Genomic DNA, 17,427 nt, shown 5'->3' with positions numbered 1-17,427 from the left:
CAACCATATTCCCCCCTGCTCTCCGGCAACAGGCCCCACCTCAAACCCTACCGCTTCGGTCGCGGCCGCCCGTACAGCTTCCGCAATTCGTCCTTGGCCGCCTCCAGCCTGCGGCGCCGCTCCGCGGGCAGATTGCGCCCGGCGCGGTTGATATAGAAAGTCAGCATCGACATCGCCGAGCGGTAGGGATCAGACTTGCGCCGCTCACTGCGCTCCGCGGAGCGCTGCAGCGAGCGCGCTATGGCCCCCGGGTCCTTCAGCGTGAAGACCCCGGGCTCCAGATCCAGCGCGTCGCTGGTCTGCGTGACCTTTTGCGACCAGCGCTCCAATTTGACCTTTTTCCCCTGCGCCACCGCCGACTCCACCGTTAAACCGTCGATCACCGAAATATATTGTGCCCGCCGGCGCACCGGAACAGGGCGCGGCGCACCACCGGTGCCCCGGGATCGGCAGTGTTTGAGGGACAAAACCGGTGCAGGCGGTCCCTGTGGCGCCAGATGGCACCGCCCGGGCGCGCCGCTGGCCCATAATGCCCACTTGGCACTGTTTTTGGACGTCGGTAGATGAGAAGGGCTTCACAGGCAAACGACTCAGGCGATGGCAACCCCTAATCCACCCGCGGGCGACTGGCTGATCGTCAGCGATCTGGACGGCACACTGCTGGATCACCACGACTACTCCCACGCCCCGGTAGACGCGCTGCTGCGGCAGTTGGAGACCCGGCGCGTTCCGGTCATCCTGAACAGCAGCAAGACTTTTTCGGAAATACTCGAACTGCGCCGCCGGCTGCGCAACCGCCACCCGTTTATCGTCGAGAATGGCTCCGCGCTTTGTATTCCCAGCGGCTATTTTCCACAGAGACCCGCCGGCGCGCGGACCCGTGGCGATTTCTGGCTGATCGAAACGGGATTGCCGCGGGAGCGATTGCTGAGCTACCTGCGCGCAGATGCAGAAGAGAGGGGCGCTCCCTACCTGAGTTTCTCCGCCGCCTCCTGCGAGGAGATCGCCGAGGCGACCGGCCTGACGCCGGCGCAGGCGCGCGCGGCACAGAGCCGCGACTACTCTGAGCCGCTGCTGTGGCGCGGAAGCGGGGAAGAAAAGCGGGCCTTCGCTTGCCGCGCCCGCGCCGCCGGCCTCGCCACCCTGGAGGGCGGCCGCTTCCTGCACCTGCTGGGGCCGACGGACAAGGGCGCCGCCACACTGAAGCTGCTGGACTGCTACCGCCGCTACCATGAAACCGACTACCGCCTGGTGGCCGCCGGCGACAGCCCCAATGACCTGGATATGCTGGCGGTCGCGGATATCGCCGTCGTCATCCGCGCCCCCCACCGGCCGCCCCCGGCACTGCGGCCGCGCGCGGGCCAGCGCGTGATCGTCAGCGAAGCCCCGGGGCCGAGTGGCTGGAAGGAGGCCATCGGACAGCTATTTTCTATTTCGGAGCAATAGAAGAAGCCACCCGACAACCGGACAGGAGTCTCCCGTGACCGATTTTTTTCAGAACGGATCCATCACCACCCTGCACAACCTGTGCGACCGCCCGCTGGAGGAGATGGAGCAGGAGCTGACGGAGTTCTCCCGCCAGCGCCCCATGTCGCTGCTGCTGCCGTCCCTCTACTCGGAGCTGGAGGGCGAGGCGCTGCCGAAAATCCTCGAGGAACTGGCCCGGGTGCCCTATCTGTCGGAAATTGTGATCGGCCTGGACAGAGCCGACGAGTCCCAATACCGGAACGCGCTGCGGGAATTCGCGTGCCTGCCGCAGCGCCTGCGCGTACTCTGGAACGACGGTCCGCGCCTGCGCGAACTGGATGCCAAGCTGCACGAGCGCGGCCTGGCGCCGGTCGAGCCCGGCAAGGGGCGCAACGTCTGGTACTGCCTCGGCTATATCCTCGCCTCCGGCAGGGGCGAGGCGGTGGCGCTGCACGACTGCGATATCCTCACCTACGACCGGAGGCTGCTGGCGCGCCTGTTTTACCCGGTGGCCAATCCGAATTTCAGCTACGAATTCTGCAAGGGATTTTACTCGCGCGTGGCCGCGGGCAAGATCAACGGCCGCGTCTGCCGGCTGCTGGTCACGCCGCTGATCCGCACCCTGCAAAAAATCTACGGCCACAGCGACTATCTGACCTACATGGACAGTTTCCGCTACGCGCTGGCGGGCGAGTTCTCCTTTCGCCGCGACGTGATCAACAACCTGCATATTCCCAGCGACTGGGGCCTGGAAATCGGCGTGCTGTCGGAGATGTACCGCAACTTCTCCGCCAACCAGTTGTGCCAGGTGGATATCGCCCACTGCTACGACCACAAACACCAGACGGTGTCCTTCAACGACGATCACACGGGCCTGTCGAAGATGTCCATCGATATCGCCAAGTCGCTGTTTCGCAAACTGGCCACCCAGGGCATCGTCTTCTCCAGCGAGATATTCCGCTCCATCAAAGCCACCTACTTCCGCACCGCCCTGGACTTCGTGGAGACCTACCGCAACGACGCTATCATTAACGGCCTGAACTTCGACATTCACCGCGAGGAACAGACGGTGGAACTGTTTGCCAGAAACCTGATGAAGGCCGGCCAGGCGTTTCTGGACAACCCGATGGAAACCCCGTTTATTCCCAGTTGGAGCCGGGTCAACAGCGCCGCCCCGGGTTTCCTGCGCGAGTTGCACGCAGCGGTTGAGGCGGACTTCGAGGAGTACGGCAGCCGATGACCCAGACCCAGCGCCAGGCGTGCGCCCGCGAGGCAATTCTGCGGCGCCTGTGCGACCACCTGGCGGTGATCTATCCGGACAGGGAAGCGGAACCCCTGGCCAAAAAGCTGATGCACCTGATGCGCCTGGACGAGGACTGCCAGAGCCCGCTGCCGCACAAAAACCTGTGGGATGAAACCGATGTGGTGGTCATCACCTACGCCAACAGTATCCTCAGCGAAAAACAGCATCCGCTGAAGGCACTACACCACTTCCTTAAGACCCACTTCACGATGCTGATCAACTGCGTGCATATACTGCCGTTCTTCCCCTATTCCAGCGACGACGGCTTCGCGGTGATCGACTACCGGCGCGTGGATCCCGCCGTCGGGGACTGGAACGATATCCTGCGCATCAGCACCGACTTCCACCTGATGGCGGATCTGGTGATCAACCACTGCTCGTCACAGCACCAGTGGTTTATCAATTTCCAGCGGGGTGTATCGCCGGGCAAGGATTACTTTGTCACCGTCGACCCCAACGAAAACCTCACCGGCGTCGTGCGCCCGCGGACGACGCCGCTGCTGCGCGCCGTTTCCAACGGCTCCTCTTCCAAATGCGTCTGGTGCACCTTCGGCCACGACCAGATAGATCTCGACTTCCGCAACCCGCAGGTGCTGATGGAAATGGTGGACATCATACGTCTGTACCTGGATATGGGCGTGCGCATCTTCCGCCTCGACGCGGTGGCCTTCCTGTGGAAAAAGATCGGCACCAGCTGTATCAACCTGGAGGAGACCCACGAGATAGTGCGCCTGCTGCGCAGCCTGATAGAGCACGCGGACCCGAATGTGGTGATCATCACCGAGACCAATATTCCGCTCAGGGAAAACCTGTCCTATTTCGGCAACGCCAACGAGGCCCACTGGATCTACAACTTCTCCCTGCCCCCGCTGCTGGTCAACAGCCTGGTCAGCGGCAACTGCCAACACCTGAAAAACTGGCTGATGGGCATGCCGCCCGCGCAGAACGGCACCACCTATTTCAATTTTATCGCCTCCCACGACGGCATAGGTCTGCGGCCGGTGGAGGGCCTGCTCAGCGAGGAGGAGCAGGAAACCCTGATCCGGACCATGGAAAACTTTGGCGGGCAGGTTTCCTGGCGCGCGCTGGACGACGGCAGCAGGAAACCCTATGAAATCAACATATCGCTGTTCGACGCGATGAAAGGCACCACCGCCGGCGAGGACCGCTGGCAGATAGAGCGCTTTGTCTGCGCCCACGCGATCATGCTGGCGCTGGAGGGCATTCCCGCTTTCTATCTGCACAGTCTGGTGGGATCCACCAACGACTACCGGCGCATGGCCGCCCAGGGACACAACCGCGCCATCAACCGGCGCCAGTGGCAGGAGTCCGAACTCAACGCAAAACTCGAGGACCCCGACAGCCACCACCACCAGGTTTTCTACCAGCTGCGCCACCTGATCCAGCTGCGCCGCGAGCAGCCCGCCTTCCACCCCAACGCCACCCAGTTCACCCTGCACCTGGGCGAACAGGTCTTCGCCTTCTGGCGCCAGAGCATGAATCAGCGCCAGAATATCTTCTGCCTGAACAATATTTCCGACACGCCGCAGACGCTGCCGCTGTCCAGTATCAATCTGGTGGGTGCGGAGCGCTGGAAAGATCTGATCGGCGGGCAGCTGTTCGAGAATATGCAGGGCTCGGTGACACTGGAGCCCTACCAGACGATGTGGATCAGCAACCGCTGGTAACCCGGGGCGGCGGCATAAATAGACAGGAATCTACACTGCGCTCTGCAGCGGAAGGGCCGGAACCACCCGGTTGCGCCCGCGCTGCTTGGCCTCGTAGAGTTTTTGATCCGCCTCGGCGACCAGTTCGTCCAGCAGCGCCTGGGAGCCGCGCTGGGCGGCGCCGAGACTGATCGACAGGCTCAAGGTTGCGGAGCCGACCACCAGCCTGCGGCCGCCGACGGCACCGCGCAGCCGCTCGGCAAACAGGCAGGCTTGGGCCAGGGTGGTTTCCGGCAGCAGCACGACAAATTCCTCACCGCCCCAGCGCGCCACCCTGTCCCCCTCGCGGCAGTATCTCGCCAACAGCCGCCCCACCTGCACCAGGACCTGGTCCCCGGCCGGGTGGCCGTAGCGGTCGTTGACGGACTTGAAGTGGTCTATATCCAGCACAATCACGCTGAGGGGGCGCTGGTGGCGCACCGCGGTGCTCCAGACACCCGCCGAATCCTCGTAGAAGGCGCGCCGATTGGGCAGGCCGGTCAAGGTATCGATACGGGAGAGCCGCTGTGCCGACCTGCAGGCGTCCTCCTGGACCCGCATCTGGCTGGCCAGCGCCAGCGACAGGAGTGTGGCCTCCAGGGCCATACCGATTTCGACACCGTGAAAGGTCAGTACCGTCATCGGGATAAAGCCGCACACCGACAGGGTCGTGGCGGCGACGCCGAGCATGCTGCACAGGGCCGCGCCGAGAAAATAGCGCCCCTCGCGCTGGCCGTGGCGGACGGACAGCGCTCCGAGCCCGACCATCGCGATCGAAAACAGGATGGCGAAATTGAATGCCAGCAGCGCCGCGTCCACCTGGCTTCCCGCCCACACGAAGCACAGCATCAGTATCAGTGCCGCAGCACAGAAGGCGCCCACCCAGCGCGCCACTGTCGGCGCGTGTTCGCGCAACTTCAGAAAGCGGCCCGCAAACAGTAAACCGCAGCAACCGTAGACCACCATCAACACCAGAATGACGAAGCGCTGGAATTCAGTCCGCTCCGGCCACCACCAGCGGAAGCCGTGGCCCGAATAGGCCAGGCACAGGGCGATAAAACTGCTCAGGTAGAGGGCGTAGTAGAGGTAGCTGCGCGAGCGGAAACCCAGGTACAGCATCAGGTTGTAGCAGATCAGGGCGCAGAGGAATCCAAACAGCAGGCTGTAGCCGTACTGAACCCTGCGCTCGCCCGCCGTCGCCTCTTCCGCCGTGCGCAACCGGGCCGAGAGCACAAAGGGGTCCGCGGTCTGCGCGCGAATAAAAAGCTGGCTCCTGCCCGGCGGAAACCGCAGCGGCAGCTGGTAGCCCACGCCCGGCACCAGCCGCGCGTCGGCCGGGTGGGCGTCGCCGGCTTTCCAGCGGCGCAGCACGCGGCCGTCCTGCACCAGGTAGACATGCAGGTGATCCATCCAGGTCTTGCCCAGGGTCAGGACGCGCGGCAGCGGCCTGTGCGCACCGTTCAGGAATTCCAGCTGCATCCACACGGGGCGCGCCCCTATGCCGTAGCTGGCGATGGCGTAGTCCCCCGGGACGAAGGCGCCGCGCCGCCAGGCCCCGTAGGCGTCCGCGAGACCGAGCGGCGGGCCCGCCTCGAGCAGAAAGGCCCCGCGCCTGCCGAGGGGCTCGCGGTAGTCCCCGTCCCAAAACAGGGGCTCCGCCTGCGCGGTGCCACACAGCAGCAGGGCGACGCAGACCCCGCGCAAAATCCGCCGGCGGATCAGTCCGCCGACACCCGGCGGTATCCGGATATTCATGCGACCACCCGCTCCGGCAGCGGCGGCACCACCCGGTTCCGGCCGCGGCGCTTGGCCTCGTACAGCCGCCGGTCCGCGGCGGCGACCAGTTCGCCCAGCGTCGTTTCGGACTCCAGCTGCGCGACGCCGAGGCTGACCGTCAGGGCCCCGCCCCGGAAAGCGGCGGCGAGGCGATTCTTCTCGATCTCGCGGCGAATCCGCTCGCCAAAGGCGATCGCCTGGACCAGATCGGTTTCCGGCAGCAGCAGCACAAACTCCTCACCGCCCCAGCGCGCCAGGATATCCCCCTCGCGGCAGCAGCGTGACAGCAGCTGCGCCACCCGCTCCAGGATGCGGTCGCCGCGCTCGTGGCCGAAGCGGTCGTTGATTTGCTTAAAACAATCGATATCCAGCAGTATCGCGCTGATCGGGCGCCGGTGGCGCAGCGCTGTGCCGAGGACCGCCGCCGCATCGGCGACAAAAGCCCGCCGGTTCGACAGGCCGGTCAGGCTGTCGGTGCGCGCCAGCTGCTCGGCCTCCTCTCTGTCCCGCCGCTGCCGCCGCATGCGACTGCCGAGCGCGAAGCTGAGCAGAGCCGCCTCCAGCACCAGGCCCAGTTCGACCGCGCCTATGGTCCACACGCTGGCCGTCACGACACCGAAGGCGCTCAACAGGCCGAGCGACAGGCCGGCCATACTGCACAGAATCGCGGGCAGGAACAGGCGTGCGCTCACCCGGTCGCGGCCCCAGGCGAAGAGCCCGAGCAGCGGCATGCCCAGCGTGAACACCGCGAAGGTCGCATAGGCGAGATAGATGGTGGCGAGCTGCCACCCGGCGGCGATCAATACCGCGGCGGCGGCGATGACCAGCGCGGACAGCCCCCCTATCCAGCGCCGCAAGCGGGGGGCCTGCTCCTGCAGGCGCAGGAAGCGCGCCGCAAACAGGAAGCCCGCGCAGGCGTACAGCGCCATCGCCGCAAAAAGGCCGTCGCGCTGCAATCCGGTCTGCTGCGGCCACCACCAGAAGAAGCCGTGGCCCGTGTATATCACGCTGAGGGCGAGAAATCCGCACAGGTACAGGGCGTAGTACAGGTGGGCGCGCTCCCGCAGGCCGGCGTAGAGCATCAGGCTGTAGAGCGCGAAGGCGAGCAGGAAGCCGTAGAAGGCACCGTAGCGGTAGCGGTAGACCTGCTCCGTCGCGGCAAAATCGGAAGGCGGCAGCAGCGAAACCGGCAGGATCAGGGTCTCCGGGGAATAGGCGCGCACGAAGAGCTCTGTGCGCCCGGGCATCAGCGTCACCGGTAGGGCGTAGCCGAGCGCGGGAACCAGGAAGCTGGCACCCGGGCGGCCGTCGCCGCTGTGCCAGTGATTCTGCAGGCGCCCGCCGTGGAGCTGGTAGACATCCAGGCGGTCCAGCCAGGGCTTGCCCAGCAGCAGGCAATAGCGCAGCGGTTGCGCGCCGGGATTGATCAGCTCCAGGCGCATCCACACCGGCGGCGCGGCTATGCCGAATCCGGCGGCGGTGCGACTCTGCGCGCGGAAACTGCCGCGCGCCAGCGCCCGCCGCGCCCCGGCCAGGTCCAGGGGCGATCCCCGCTCCACCAGGTAGCCGGCGCTAGCGCCCAGCGGGCCGGTGCCGCTGCCGTCGACGGTGACGCCTCCCCGCGGGGAATAGGCTTCGGCCGCCGCGGCACTCCCGACAAACAGGGCACAGAGCAGCGGCAGACCGCGCAGCCCGGTCAGGAAATGGCAGAAACTTCCGCGAACTCCTTTCGCAACTGGCGTTTGCAAGTCGGTAGGCCTCTCGGTCAGGTGCCCGCTCGTTGGTGTTATCGGAGGACCTGATATGCGCCGCGGTGACCTGGCAATCCGTTATCGCTGTTATCCGCGCCGGCCGGCACGGCCGGGCTCCGTTAGAGAAGAGTGTAATTCCCATTCGGGCAGGCGGTTAAGGGACTGGCGTGCAATCATTCAAGCAGCGCTGCAGAAGGGCGAAGTCGCTGCAATTTCGCGCAATATGGGGGGGAAATTAGACCGCGCCACTGGCCACTTTGGGCTATACCGGTTGCGCCGTTTTCCGGCGGGCAGCCCCGCCTAACGCCCGTCGCCCGCGCCGAGTTCGACATCCCGCAGGGCCCCGCTCCAGGCCGCCAGCGCGAATGCCAGCAGGCTGAGTATCCCCGCCCACAGCAGCGTGGTCAGCGGCGCGGCGTATTCGCTCAGCACGCCCGCGGCCAGGGCACCCAGGGCGGCGGAGCCGAATAGCGCCAGCTGGTAGATGGAGATGATGCGGCTGCGGTATTCCGCCGGCGCGAACAGCTGCACTATCGCGCGCCCCAGCGCCGCCGAGCCGGCGGCCACCGCGCCCCAACAGAGGCACAGCAGTATCAGGCCGAGGGAGGTTGGTCCGAAGCTGATCGCCACCAGCAGCGCGGCACTGTACAGCAGGCACATCAATATGCCGCGCCCCGGCTGCGCCCCCTGGCCGCGGTGCAACATGGCGGCGGTGGCGGCGACAGTGCCGGCGACAAAGGCCAGTTGCAGCGTGGCGTAGTAGCCGGCACCGCGCCCGTACTGCGCGGCCAGCAGCGGCAGCACCACCAGGAAAACACCGATATGCACAAAGCCGTTGAAGGCCATCAGCGCGATCAGCTCGCGCAGCGCCGGGCGGCGCCAGGCCTGCGACAGGCCTTCGAGAATCAGCGCGTGGGGGCGGCTTTCCGCCGCTTCAGGCGCCCGCCGCTCGCGCAGCGACAGCAGGAAGAGCGCCGCGACCGACAGCACCCCGGCCTGTATCCCCAGCAGTATCTGCGCCCCCCACTGGTCGAAGCGGCTCGCCAGCAGCATGCCCACCGCCTGGCCGCCGTACTGGGCCAGCATCATCCAGGTCACGGTCTTCTGTACGCGGCTCTCGCTGGTCTGCCCGGTCCGGTCGCGGGCGCTGCGCTGCACCAGGTTGTCCCGCGCCGGCTGCAGGAAGGCGGTGCAGATGCCGAGGCAGGCGCCGTAGAGCAGCAGCAGGGCCAGATTCGGCAGGCGATAGGAGAAATACAGCAGCAGCCCCCCGTGGCAGAGCGCCAGGCCGAGACAGGCCAGCGCCGCCACCGAGGCGGGGTCGCGCCTGTCCGCCAGCGCGCCGCCGAACAGCAGGAACACCAGATTCGGCAGCAGCACAGAGGCCTGCACCCAGCCCAGGTGCAGCGCCGGCAGCCCCACCACCGCCACCGCGATCCACGGCAGCAGTATCACCTGCAGGCCGGTGGCCAGCGAGGTGCCGCTGTAGCCGAGGAGGAATTGTTTCAGTCTCGGGGGCATCGTCATCGGTCGCCAGCTCCCGGCTTTCCACTCCCGCGCCCGAACGCGAGGCTCGCTCCGGCCGCTCCAGGTATTCGCGGCGCCTTCGGCCCCACAGACCACTGCCGCAGCAGGCGCCGCAGCTGTTTTTCCGCCGCCGGGTCATCGGCGTAGGCGGCCTTTTCGAACGCGGCGGTGACAAGCTCCGCCATCGGCGCCAGCTGCGGCTTTTCCGCGCGCACGCGGCGGGCGAAATCCCGCGGCGCCTCGCCGGGGCGGCGCGCTATACCGGCGCGGGCCATGCGCCGACAGAACTTCTGGTACAGGCGGCTCGCCACCGGCAGGCGGCGGCCGCGGTTGCCAAACCAGAGCCACAGCAGCAGCCCGAGCAGCGCCAGCGCCACCGGTACGGCGAAAAGCAGCGCCAGGCGCAGCGGCGAGACCCGGCCGAGCAGCCGCTGCAACAGGTTCTGCTGCTTTTCACTGTCGAAACTGACCACCGCCTGGTACCAGCGGTAGTTGATCATGTCCCACTGCAGGCGCAGCCGGTTGAGAAAATCGATGCGGTGCAGCGGCAGCAGCGCGTCCTGCATAAATTCGTCCGCGGCGGCGCTCTGCAGGCCGTCGCGGATGCGCTCCGGCGAGACCGCGGCGGTGGGGTCCACCCGCCGCCAGCCGCGCCCGGGGAGCCAGATCTCCGCCCAGGCGTGGGCGTCGTATTCCCGCACCAGCAGGTATTCCTCCTGTTCCACCCACTCGCCGCCCTGGTAGCCGGCCACGACCCGCGCCGGCACCCCCGCGGCGCGCATCGCAAACACATAGCTGCCGGCGAAGTGTTCGCAAAAGCCCTGCTGGCTGCCGAACAGGAAGCCGTCCACCGAATCCGCGCCCAGCGCCGGCGGATTCAGCGTGTAGGTAAAACTGCGGTTGAAGAACTGCAGTAGGCGCGCGGAGATCTCCTCGGCGCCGAGGCCGGATCTGCGCAACTCCTCCGCCCAGGCCCGCGTGCGCGGGTTGCCCCCCGGCGGCAACTGCAGGTTGCGGCGGCGCTCGAAATCGCCCAGCCGGGCAGCAGCGGGCAGCGTCTCCCGCGGCCAGGAGCGCACCTCGTAGGCGAAGCGGCTGTATACCGGCTGTTTCTTCACGATGCGGTCGTCCGGGGTCTCGCCGACACCGCGGGTATCGGAGACAGGCCGCGCCAGGGCGAACAGCCAGGGACTGTTGCTGGCCTCCTGGATCACGCGGTAGCGGTAGCGCGGCCCGACTTCCGGCAGCCGCTGCTCGCGACCGTTCCAGTACACGACACCGCCGTCGCGCGGATCGACGCCAAAGCCCTGGCTCCAGCGGCGGCCATCGAAATCGGAGTAGACCAGGCCGCGCCAGTAGCGCTGCTCCGGCGGCGGCACCGGGCCGTCGAACGAGATACGCAGGGCCGGCTTGTCGGACTTGGACAGGCGGGTGAAATCCCCCGGCGTCATGGAGTCACTGATGCCGGTGCTGGCGCCGCCGGCGTCCTGGGGCACCGCCCACAGGGGCCCGAGGCGCGGCATGGCGACAAACAGCAGCAACATCAGCGGCGCCGCCTGGGCCAACAGTTTCAGCGACAGCCCCAGGGCGCGGCGCGGGCGCGCGCTGAAACTGCCCAGCTGTGCCGCCAGCGCGGCGGTGATGATCGACACGCAGACGACGCCGTAGAGGGCGTAGGGGATCGTCTGCTCGTAGACGAACAGGGTCGCGGCGACGAAATAGGCCAGCAGCAGGCTCAGAAAGGCGTCGCGGCGGCTGACCAGTTCCAGGTTCTTCAGGGTAAAGGACACCGCCAGCAGCGCCACCATCGGCTCCAGCGCGAACCAGCGCCGGTAGGACAGCGCCAGCCCGGCCACCACCAGGGCCACCACCAGCAGCTTGACCGCGCGCCCGGGGAGATCGCGGCGCCCGCGGTAGACTTCGAGCCGCCAGTAGACGGCGAAGGCCCAGGCGCAGACGATCCACAGCGGCAGGCGCGCGAACTGCGGCAGCAGCGCCGCGAACTGGGCGGCGAAGATCCACAGCAGGCTCTCGCGGGGCAGGCGGTCACGGGGCTGGCTCATAGGGCCCCCTGTAGCGGAAAGAGCGCCAGCGCGGTCAGCAGGCGCCGCTGGTGCTCGGGTCCACAGGCCGGGGCCAGCGTGGTGCCGGGTATGCGCAGACCATAGGCGATCTGGGCCCGCTCCGCTTCCAGCGCCCAGTGGCACAGGTTGCTGAGGCGGGTTTCGACGTCGCGGCCGGCGAGCAGGTCCCAGTCCAGCCACAGGCGCGCATCGGCGCGGCTGTCGTAGTCCTTGCTGTAGAGATCGCGGCCAGCGGCGTATTGCTTCCACGCCAGGTGGCGCAGCGAGTCGCCCGGCTTATAGGCTTTCAGGCCGGCGAAGTCGTCGCCGCCGCTGCGCCGCGACGCCAGCGCGGACTCCCCGTCGCCCGCGCTGGCGCCGATCGGCAGCGGACCGGCGGCAAGCGGGCGCGGGTAGACCAGAAACTCGATATCCAGATCGATCCAGCTCCAGCAGCGGAAAAGCCCGAGCGGAAAGCGGCTCTCGACCCTGAGCCGCGGCGCCCGCACCCGGCCGCGCCCGACCACCGGCAGCGAAACGCGGATATCGGCGCTGTCGCGCTCGACCAGATCCAGGCTGACGCCCTCCTCCGGTGGCCAGCTTATCCGTATCCACTCCCGCGCGCGGCCGCCACTGCGGCTGACGGCTATCTCCGCCTCGGCGTACTCGCCGGCAAAGGCAGGGCGCGTGCCGAGCAGCCGCAACTGCAGGCCGGACAGGTTGGCGAAGGTGTGCACCGGCAGCACCGCGAACAGGCTGACGAGCAGAAAAGTCAGCGCGAAGACCAGGTTGTTCTCATAGTTGGTGGCGAGCAGCCACAGCAGCGCGATCACCAGCAGGAAGCCCATGCCGGCGCGGCTGGGCAGGATAAACAGCCGGCTGTGGTCGAGGCTCACGCTGCGCGACGGCGGCGAGCGGCGGCTCAGCCAGCGCTCTACCAGCCGCTGCCAGCGGCCGGCGGGCGGGGGGGCGATCTTTGCGGACGGGGGCATCGGATCAGGCCGCGATAATATCGACCTGGCGCATCAGCCGCTCCACCAGCTGGCTGCCGTCGCCGCCCTCGCTCTGCAGGCGGTGGCCGGCCACCGACGGCAGCACGGCCTGGATATCTTCCGGCAGCAGGTGGCCGCGGCCGTGAATCAGGGCCCAGGCGCGGGCCGCATGCAGCAGGGCCAGGGCGCCGCGCGGCGACAGGCCGACGGCGCACTCGGGGCTCTGGCGGGTGTGCAGCACCAGCCGCTCGAGATAGTCGAGCAGGCTCTCGGAGGCCTTCACCTGCCCCACCAGGGCCTGCATTTTCTTCAGTGTGGCACCGTCGATGCGGGGCTTCAGCTGGCGCAGCTGGGCGCGCGGGTCGGCGCCCTGGAACAGCGCCCGCTCCGCCTCGCGGGTCGGGTAGCCCAAGCTGATGCGCATCAGGAAGCGGTCCAGCTGGGACTCCGGCAGCGCGAAGGTGCCGGACTGGTGCAGCGGGTTCTGGGTGGCGATAACGAAGAAGGGCTCCGGCAGCGGGCGCGTCTCGCCGTCGACGCTGACCTGGCGCTCCTCCATCGCCTCCAGCAGGGCGCTCTGGGTCTTGGGGGAGGCGCGGTTGATCTCGTCCGCGAGCAGCAGCTGGCTGAACACCGGGCCCTCGTGGAAGCGGAACTGGCCCGAATCGCGCTCAAAGATGGACACGCCGAGAATATCCGCCGGCAGCATATCGCTGGTGAATTGCACCCGCTTGTAGGAGAGCCCCAGCACCTGGGCCAGCGCGTGGGCCAGGGTGGTCTTACCCATGCCCGGCAGATCCTCGATCAGCAGGTGACCGCGGGACAAGAGGCAGGCCAGCGCCAGCTTGACCTGGTGCTCCTTGCCCAACAGGACTTTGCCGATATCGGCGACAATGGCGGAAATAATCTTTTGCACGGCGAATCCATTACTACTCGGTTTTTCTTTGGAGTCCACGGGCAGTTGAGACCTGCACTGACTCCGGAGCGGCTCCGGTGCCGGGAGCTTCGCATTTCGCTTTGTAGGAGCGGGGGGGGGGGGGGGGGGGGGGGGGGGGGGGGGGGGGGGGGGGGGGGGGGGGGGGGGGGGGGGGGGGGGGGAGGAGGGGTGGGGCGTGCGTCCCTTCATCTTTTGTTTCTTTTTTGTTTTGTTTCCCTTCTTTTTGCTTCCCTCCCCCCCCCCCCCCTCCCCCCCCCCCCCCCCCCCCCCCCCCCCCCCCCCCCCCCCCCCCCCGCTCCTACAGGGCACAAATCAATTCGCTAGGCGGCGGTACCAATAGTTAATCATAGGTGTTTGACACAAGAGCTCTGCCCGGCCTGTCACAAACGGCGCCAGTTACAGCTGCGACAGCCCTCGCATCAGATCCTTTTGCAGATCCTCCACATGCTCGAGTCCGACGGAAATACGGATCAGGTTCTCGGTGATGCCGGCGCGGGCCTTGTCCTCTTCGCTGAGGCGGCCGTGGGTGGTGGTGGCCGGGTGCACTATGGTGCTCTTGGCGTCGCCGAGGTTGGCGGTGCAGGACAGGATTCTGCAGCTGTCGATCACCTTCCAGGCGGCCTCCCTGCCACCGCGCACAGTAAAGCTGAGCACGCCGCCGAAGGCGGACTGCTGCTCGGCGGCCAGCAGGTGGCCGGGGTGCTTGGGCAGGCCGGTGTAGTTGACCTTCTCCACCGCTTCCTGTTCGTCCAGCCACCAGGCCAGCGCCAGCGCATTGTTGGAGTGCGCCTGCATGCGCAGCTTCAGGGTTTCAAGCCCCTTCAGAAAAACCCAGGCGTTGAAGGGGCTCATGCTGGGACCGGCGGTGCGCAGGAAGACCACCAGCTCGTCCATGATTTCCTTCCTGCCCACGGCCACACCGCCGACACAGCGACCCTGGCCGTCCAGGTACTTGGTTGCCGAGTGCACGACGATATCGGCACCCAGCGCCAGCGGGCGCTGTAGCGCCGGCGTGCAGAAGCAGTTGTCCACCACCAGCAGCGCCGAGGCGGAGTGCGCCAGATCGGCCAACTGGCGGATATCGGCCACTTCGCACAGCGGGTTGGACGGCGTTTCCATAAACAGCAGCTTGGTGGCCCCGTTTACCGCGCCCTTCCAGGCTTCCATATCGGTGAGGTCCACATAGCTCACGCGCACACCAAACTTTTCCATATAGCGGCCGAACAGCGCGGTGGTGGTACCGAAGACGCTGCGCGAGCAGATCACGTGGTCGCCGCTTTTCAGCAGCGCCATACACAGGCTCAGGATCGCGGCCATGCCACTGGAGGTGGCCACCGCCGCCTCACCGCCTTCCAGCGCCGCGATGCGCTCCTCGAACATGCGCACGGTGGGATTGGTGTAGCGGGAGTAGACGTTGCCCTGGCTCTCGCCGGAAAAGCGCGCCGCGGCCTCGGCGGCGGAGGGGAAAACGTAGCTGGAGGTCAGGAACATCGCCTCGGAGTGCTCCCCTTCCGGTGAACGCGTCTGCCCGGCGCGCACCGCCAGGGTTTCCAGGGAATAGCCTTCGTCTTCGAACATAAACCGTCCCGGGTTTGTTTGAATTGGAAATGCTGAATGATGAAGGATGGAGAGGGATTAATAAAGCGTGGAGACTGGATGCGATTGACGAAAGGGATTGGAAATTGATCGGAGCCCTGAACTTGATACTAACCCCGCTAGCGGGGCCGCCATGAAACCGGATAAGTACGCGGTTGGGAGCGGGCCTGCGGCCCGCGAGCCGAGCCGAAGCCCGGCGTTCCCGGGTTATAGAGAGCCCTGGTCGCCCTTGCGCTGCTTGGCCTCGTCGTTGCGCTGGGCGTGCAGGTTTTCCAGGTATTCGTCATCCACATCGCCGGTGACATAGTTGCCGTCGAACACCGAACAGTCGAACTGCTTGATGTTTTCGTTGCCCTCGGCAGAGCTCGCGATCAGGTCTTCCAGGTCCTGGTAGATCAGCCAGTCGGCTCCGATCTCCTTGCACACCTCCTCGGTGGTGCGACCGTGGGCGACCAGCTCGCTGGCGGACGGCATATCGATGCCGTAGACATTGGGATACTTCACCGCCGGCGCCGCGGAGGCGAAATAAACTTTGGCAGCGCCCGCTTCGCGGGCCATCTGGATAATCTGCTTGCAGGTGGTGCCGCGCACGATGGAGTCGTCCACCAACAGCACATTCTTGCCGCGGAATTCCAGTTCGATCGCGTTGAGCTTCTGGCGCACGGACTTCTTGCGCTGCTTCTGCCCCGGCATGATGAAGGTGCGGCCGATATAGCGGTTCTTCACCATGCCCTCGCGGAACTTGACCCCCAGGCGGTAGGCCACCGTCTGGCCGGCGGTGCGGGCGGAATCGGGAATCGGAATCACCACGTCGATATCGTGATCCGGGCGCTCGCGCAGGATCTTCTCAGCCAGGTATTCGCCCTGGCGCAGGCGCGCCTTGTGCACGGAGACACCGTCCATGATGGAGTCCGGGCGCGCAAAGTAGACATGCTCAAAAATACACGGGGTCAGGGACGGGTTTTCCGCACACTGCTCCGCATGCACTGTGCCGTCCAGCTCGATATAGATCGCCTCGCCCGGCGCCACGTCGCGCACCAGGGTATAGCCGAGCACGTCCAGAGCGACGGACTCGGAGGCCACCATATACTCGGTGCCCTTGTCAGTTTCGCGCTTGCCGTATACCAGCGGGCGGATACCGTGCGGATCGCGGAAGGCGACGATACCGTAGCCGACGATCAGCGCCACACAGGCATAGCCGCCGCGCACGCGTTTGTGCACCGCGCGCATCGCGGTAAAGATGTCTTCCGCCGTCGGCTGCAGTTTGTGCTGCACGAGCAGCTCGTGGGCGAAGACGTTCAGCAGTACCTCGGAGTCGGAATCGGTGCTGATATGACGCAGGTCCTGCTGGTAGATTTCCTCCATCACCTGGTCTTTGTTGGTGAGGTTGCCATTGTGGGCCATGGCGATGCCGTAGGGGGAGTTGACGTAGAAGGGCTGGGCCAGGGCCGGGCCGGAACCGCCGGCGGTGGGATAGCGCACATGGCCGATACCGAAGTTGCCCTTCAGGCGCTCCATATGCCGCGCGCGGAAGACGTCGCGCACCAGGCCGTTGGCCTTCTGCTGGTTCAGCCGGTCTTTGTCGCAGGTGACGATGCCGGCTGCGTCCTGGCCGCGGTGCTGCAACAGAGTGAGCGCGTCATACAGCTGCAGATTGACGTCACTCTTACCGACGATTCCGACAATTCCACACATAGTCTTGGCCCTATTGGTCGAGAGGGGCGCGGGCGCCCGTTAAAACAATTTTACGAAAAAGCCCTTGATGGCCTCGGCCGCGTCCCGCGCACTGTCCTCGAAGGCGAGGAAGTGGGGAATCAGCGCCGACTCCCGCCACCAGCTGTCCTGCTCCACCGGCACCAGTGCCGGCGCCAGTATCAGCAGCGCCACCACGATGATGGCGCCGCGCAGCAACCCGAACACCATGCCCAGCACCCGGTCGGTGCCGGACAGGCCGGTCGCCTCGACGAAGGCCGACAGAGTCATGTTCAGGCCGGCGCCGGCCAGCAGCGTGAAGAGAAACAGGATGGCGAAGGCGGCAATGGCCTGCAGCGATGGTGTATCCACCAGGTTGGAAAGCAGCGGCGCCAGCTGGTCGCGGAACATCATCGCGACCACGAAGGCGGCGACCCAGGTAAGCAGGGACAGGGTTTCACGCACAAAACCGCGACTGAGACCGATCAGCGTGGAAATGGCCACGATTGCCAGAATGGTCCAATCAGCCCAGTTCATTCAACCCTACCTGCGTGGCGGCTGTTGCCGCGAAGAGCGCGCATTCTAACTGAAGCGTTCCAGCGCGTGAAGCTGTTCGC

At 66.4% G+C, this 17,427-nt stretch carries 13 protein-coding genes; 3 read left to right on the top strand and 10 right to left on the bottom strand.

Going from position 1 to position 17,427, the window contains the following annotated elements:
* Window positions 1–47 precede the first annotated feature (47 nt).
* Window positions 48–383, bottom strand: a complete 336-nt coding sequence (locus ACXAF3_RS03590) for a DUF3175 domain-containing protein (RefSeq protein WP_475110913.1) — start codon at window positions 381–383, stop codon at window positions 48–50.
* Between the two features lie 214 nt (window positions 384–597).
* Here ACXAF3_RS03590 and ACXAF3_RS03585 point away from each other — a divergent pair, with 214 nt between their 5' ends.
* Genes ACXAF3_RS03585 through ACXAF3_RS03575 form a run of 3 tightly spaced genes read left to right on the top strand, consistent with a single transcriptional unit; the run spans window position 598 to window position 4,458 of the window.
* Window positions 598–1,446, top strand: a complete 849-nt coding sequence (locus ACXAF3_RS03585) for an HAD-IIB family hydrolase (protein WP_475110912.1) — start codon at window positions 598–600, stop codon at window positions 1,444–1,446.
* A 34-nt stretch (window positions 1,447–1,480) separates the two neighbouring features.
* A complete protein-coding gene (locus tag ACXAF3_RS03580) occupies window positions 1,481–2,707 on the top strand; it encodes a glycosyltransferase family protein (protein WP_475110911.1) in 1,227 nt (408 codons plus the stop codon).
* Window positions 2,704–4,458, top strand: coding sequence for a sugar phosphorylase (locus ACXAF3_RS03575; protein ID WP_475110910.1), 1,755 nt, complete (start codon window positions 2,704–2,706; stop codon window positions 4,456–4,458). The genes ACXAF3_RS03580 and ACXAF3_RS03575 overlap by 4 nt, the downstream gene beginning before the upstream one ends.
* 30 nt (window positions 4,459–4,488) lie before the next feature.
* On the opposite strand, the gene ACXAF3_RS03570 is transcribed toward ACXAF3_RS03575, so the two are convergent.
* The 9 genes from ACXAF3_RS03570 to ACXAF3_RS03530 form a co-directional block, all read right to left on the bottom strand.
* A complete protein-coding gene (locus tag ACXAF3_RS03570; RefSeq protein ID WP_475110909.1) occupies window positions 4,489–6,231 on the bottom strand; it encodes a sensor domain-containing diguanylate cyclase in 1,743 nt (580 codons plus the stop codon).
* The gene (locus tag ACXAF3_RS03565) at window positions 6,228–8,000 is read right to left on the bottom strand and encodes a sensor domain-containing diguanylate cyclase (protein ID WP_475110908.1); all 1,773 of its coding nucleotides are present in this window, start codon (window positions 7,998–8,000) and stop codon (window positions 6,228–6,230) included. The genes ACXAF3_RS03570 and ACXAF3_RS03565 overlap by 4 nt, the downstream gene beginning before the upstream one ends.
* A gap of 303 nt (window positions 8,001–8,303) precedes the next feature.
* Complete coding sequence (locus tag ACXAF3_RS03560; RefSeq protein ID WP_475110907.1) at window positions 8,304–9,530, bottom strand: MFS transporter; 1,227 nt, start codon at window positions 9,528–9,530, stop codon at window positions 8,304–8,306.
* The gene (locus ACXAF3_RS03555) at window positions 9,527–11,593 is read right to left on the bottom strand and encodes a transglutaminase TgpA family protein (RefSeq protein WP_475110906.1); all 2,067 of its coding nucleotides are present in this window, start codon (window positions 11,591–11,593) and stop codon (window positions 9,527–9,529) included. Before ACXAF3_RS03555 ends, ACXAF3_RS03560 begins: the two co-directional genes overlap by 4 nt.
* Entirely contained in the window at window positions 11,590–12,585 is a 996-nt protein-coding gene (locus ACXAF3_RS03550) for a DUF58 domain-containing protein (RefSeq protein WP_475110905.1), read from the bottom strand. Before ACXAF3_RS03550 ends, ACXAF3_RS03555 begins: the two co-directional genes overlap by 4 nt.
* 4 nt (window positions 12,586–12,589) lie before the next feature.
* Window positions 12,590–13,501, bottom strand: a complete 912-nt coding sequence (locus tag ACXAF3_RS03545; protein WP_475110904.1) for an AAA family ATPase — start codon at window positions 13,499–13,501, stop codon at window positions 12,590–12,592.
* A gap of 417 nt (window positions 13,502–13,918) precedes the next feature.
* On the bottom strand, window positions 13,919–15,100 hold the full coding sequence (locus ACXAF3_RS03540) for an O-succinylhomoserine sulfhydrylase (RefSeq protein WP_475110903.1): 1,182 nt from the start codon (window positions 15,098–15,100) through the stop codon (window positions 13,919–13,921).
* A gap of 225 nt (window positions 15,101–15,325) precedes the next feature.
* The gene (purF, locus tag ACXAF3_RS03535) at window positions 15,326–16,813 is read right to left on the bottom strand and encodes an amidophosphoribosyltransferase (protein ID WP_475110902.1); all 1,488 of its coding nucleotides are present in this window, start codon (window positions 16,811–16,813) and stop codon (window positions 15,326–15,328) included.
* Window positions 16,814–16,852: 39 nt separating this feature from the next.
* On the bottom strand, window positions 16,853–17,347 hold the full coding sequence (locus ACXAF3_RS03530; protein WP_475110901.1) for a CvpA family protein: 495 nt from the start codon (window positions 17,345–17,347) through the stop codon (window positions 16,853–16,855).
* Window positions 17,348–17,427 lie beyond the last annotated feature (80 nt).

This window comes from Microbulbifer sp. ABF4_143 (assembly GCF_056160225.1).
This window is presented reverse-complemented; position numbering and strand designations above follow the sequence as displayed.

What these genes read in the sequence shown, in the direction of transcription:
- ACXAF3_RS03585 (WP_475110912.1), top strand. Translation starts at nt 598, where the DNA reads ATGGCAACCCCTAATCCACCCGCGGGCGACTGGCTGATCGTCAGCGAT.
- ACXAF3_RS03575 (WP_475110910.1), top strand. Translation starts at nt 2,704, where the DNA reads ATGACCCAGACCCAGCGCCAGGCGTGCGCCCGCGAGGCAATTCTGCGG.
- ACXAF3_RS03570 (WP_475110909.1), bottom strand. Translation starts at nt 6,231, where the DNA reads ATGAATATCCGGATACCGCCGGGTGTCGGCGGACTGATCCGCCGGCGG.
- ACXAF3_RS03560 (WP_475110907.1), bottom strand. Translation starts at nt 9,530, where the DNA reads ATGACGATGCCCCCGAGACTGAAACAATTCCTCCTCGGCTACAGCGGC.
- ACXAF3_RS03555 (WP_475110906.1), bottom strand. Translation starts at nt 11,593, where the DNA reads ATGAGCCAGCCCCGTGACCGCCTGCCCCGCGAGAGCCTGCTGTGGATC.
- ACXAF3_RS03550 (WP_475110905.1), bottom strand. Translation starts at nt 12,585, where the DNA reads ATGCCCCCGTCCGCAAAGATCGCCCCCCCGCCCGCCGGCCGCTGGCAG.
- ACXAF3_RS03540 (WP_475110903.1), bottom strand. Translation starts at nt 15,100, where the DNA reads ATGTTCGAAGACGAAGGCTATTCCCTGGAAACCCTGGCGGTGCGCGCC.
- purF (WP_475110902.1), bottom strand. Translation starts at nt 16,813, where the DNA reads ATGTGTGGAATTGTCGGAATCGTCGGTAAGAGTGACGTCAATCTGCAG.
- ACXAF3_RS03530 (WP_475110901.1), bottom strand. Translation starts at nt 17,347, where the DNA reads ATGAACTGGGCTGATTGGACCATTCTGGCAATCGTGGCCATTTCCACG.